The following is a 3,157-nucleotide window of genomic DNA, read 5'->3' as shown; positions in this document are numbered from 1 at the left end:
ATTCAAAATTCGATATACTTGTACCATTAGACAGAGTAATCGGAGTCTGCGTACTTCCAGTATCAACAAAACTTAAACTAATGGTGGCTGTACTAAAGTTGGCATCAATAAGAGTATCAGTTCCCGCGCCTCCATCGATGATGTTGATTCCCGCGCCTCCAGTAATGGTATCATTTCCGTCACCGCCATTAATGGTATCATTTCCGTCACCGCCATTAATGATATCATTTCCGTCACCGCCATTAATGATATCATTGCCAGTCCCTGTGGTGATATTATCATTGGCTGATGTTCCCGTAATAGAGAAGCGCTCGATGTTGGAAAAGCTAACTGAATCAGAGTTGTAGCTACTATTGTAGTATGCTCCGTAAGAACCGTTAAATCCTCCTGCACCATTACTATAAATAGAAGTGCCGATGCCAGCTTGTGGAGGGTTTCCCGTGTATGTATTACTAGAATAATCGACGATTAAGACATCAATTCCTAACCCTCCATCAACGGTATCAATTCCTAATCCTGAGTTTATCGTGTCATTCCCACTACCCGTGTTGATATTGTTATTGAAGCGCTGGCTAAAGTTAATCGTGTCATTCTTACTACCAGTGGTTAAGTTAGTGAAGTTTTCAATATTTGATACACTGGTTCCATTACCCAAAGTAATTGGGGTTGTTCCTGTCTCATCGATGTTTAAAGCCGTAGTCGCTGTACTAAAATTAGCCTCAACAAGAATATCGGTTCCACTTCCACCATCGATAACGTTGATTCCCACGCCGCCATTAATGGTATCATTTCCGTCACCCCCATTAATGGTATCATTTCCGTCCCCTGTTCTGATATTATCATTGGCAAGTGTACCAGTAATAGAGAAGCGCTCGATGTTGGAAAAGTTAACTTGGTCATAGTTGCTACTATTATAGTAAGCTCCGTAAGAACCGTTAAATCCTCCTGCACCATTACTGTAAATATAAGTGTTAATGCCAGTCTGGGGAGAAATTCCCGTATATGTATTACTAGAATAGTCTAAAATTAGTAAGTCGCTTCCGTCTCCTCCATCAACGGTATCGTATCCTAAACCAGCATTAATCGTGTCATTCCCGCTACCCGTGTTGATATTGTTATTTAAGCGTTGACTAAAATTAATCGTGTCATTGCCACTACCTGTAGATAGATTAATGAACAATTCAATATTTGATACACTGGTTCCATTGCTTAAAGTAATTGCGGCTGTGCCTGTCTCATTAATGCTTAAAGCCGTAGTAGCTGTACTAAAATTAGCCTCAATGAGAATATCGGTTCCAGTTCCACCATTGATAACGTTGAACCCAGCACCGCCATTAATGGTATCATTTCCGTCACCCCCATTAATGGTATCGTTGCCATCACCTGTACTAATACTATCATTTCCTAAACCGCTATTAATAACGTTGGTTCCTAAACCACCGTTAATAGTATCATTTCCGTCACCGCTATTAATGGTATCATCTCCACCACCAGCATTAATAGTATCATCTCCACCACCAGCATTAATAGTATCGTTGCCATCCCCTGTACTAATATTATCATTGGCTGATGTTCCCGTAATCGAAAAGCGCTCGATGTTATAAAAATTGACTGAATCATAATTGTAGATACTATCGTAGTAGGCATAGTAAGAACCGTTAAATCCTCCTGTACCATTGCTGTAGATACTCGTAACGATACCAGATGATGGGGTTGTTCCAGTATATGTATTACTAGAATAATCTAAAGTTAATATGTCGCTTCCGTCTCCTCCATCAACTGTATCATTTCCTAACCCTGCGTTAATGGTGTCATTGCCACTACTTGTGTTGATGTTATTATTGAAGCGTTGGCTAAAGTTAATCTTATCATTGCCACTACCTGTAGTTAAATTAGTGAAGTTTTCAACATTGCTGACAAGAGTACCATTGGATAGATTAATCGATGTTGTGCCAAGATCATTAATAGTTAAATTGGTAATTGCTACGCTGAAATCGGCATCAACTAGAATATCGGTTCCAGTTCCACCATTGATGACGTTTATCCCTGCACCACCATTAAGGGTATCATCTCCAGCACCCCCATTAATCGTATCATCTCCAGACCCTGTGGTAATTTTATCATTGGCTAATGTTCCTGTAATTTGAAAGCGTTCGATGTTAAAAAAGTCTACTGAATTTAAATTGTAGCTAGTATTATAGTAAGCGTAGTAATAACCGTTGAAACCACCTGCACCATTACTGTAAATATAGGTATCTATTCCAGCTTGCGGAGAAGTTCCAGTATAGGTATTACTAGAATAATCTAGAATTAGTAGGTCGCTGCCATCTCCTCCATTAACTATATCCTCTCCTAAACCCGCATTAATCCTATCGTCGCCAATATCGCCTTCAATACTATCATTTCCGTCTAATCCTGAAAGCGTGTCATTACCGCCTAAGCCTAAAATTATATCGTCTTCATTTGTTCCTGTTAATGAATTATTAGAATTATTACCTGTGAAAGTTGGCATTGTTTTACACCTTTTTTAGTTCGTTAACTTTAATGTCGTAAGTAAGACAAACTTGATCAAGTTTTTTAGGTACTACTACGAAACTGTACTGTATCTATTATATTCTTTAATAATTTATTTTTTCAACCGTATACATACAGAAAAAAGTCATATTTTATTGAAATTACAAGCTGGATAAACTTTTAATTAAATGTAAATTTTGTTAACAATAAATTTTTATTGACTTGAAAATACAATAAAAAAAAATAATTAAATTTACAATTTTTTTAGATTTTTTTAATAATCTTTATTCCCTGTACTATCCTAAAACTGCTCTAAATTTTTTCTTTAATACCAAATCTATAAATAATAACTACACATTGTAAGGGTTTGGATACCAAACCCCTACATCAATTATGCTATTACTAAAAAGTCAGCGTTAGTGGGAAGCAAAGCGGGATCGAGGATCGCAAACTGAGTCGCTGCGGTAGCACCCACGCCATCTACATCGAAGAATAAACCGCCAGTAGTAGAATTATAAATCACGCGATGGGCTGCTGTAGTTGCCGCAGAACCGATAATAAATTGATTTGCAGCAAGTGTACCTATTGCTAACCCACCGGCAAAACCTGACGCGCTTAGAACAATGGTATCATCAACAACTTT

Annotated in this window: 1 protein-coding gene and 1 pseudogene; both read right to left on the bottom strand. The window is 37.8% G+C overall.

The window, feature by feature from the left end; genetic code table 11:
* A partial coding sequence (locus C7H19_RS25450; protein ID WP_146136602.1) for a beta strand repeat-containing protein occupies positions 1-2,512 on the bottom strand: 2,512 nt, incomplete at its 3' end.
* A 393-nt stretch (positions 2,513-2,905) separates the two neighbouring features.
* Positions 2,906-3,157, bottom strand: a pseudogene (locus C7H19_RS26055) (calcium-binding protein); the annotation flags it as partial.

The sequence above is a fragment of the Aphanothece hegewaldii CCALA 016 genome (assembly GCF_003007785.1).
Lineage (GTDB): Bacteria > Cyanobacteriota > Cyanobacteriia > Cyanobacteriales > Microcystaceae > Chroococcus > Chroococcus hegewaldii.
This window is presented reverse-complemented; position numbering and strand designations above follow the sequence as displayed.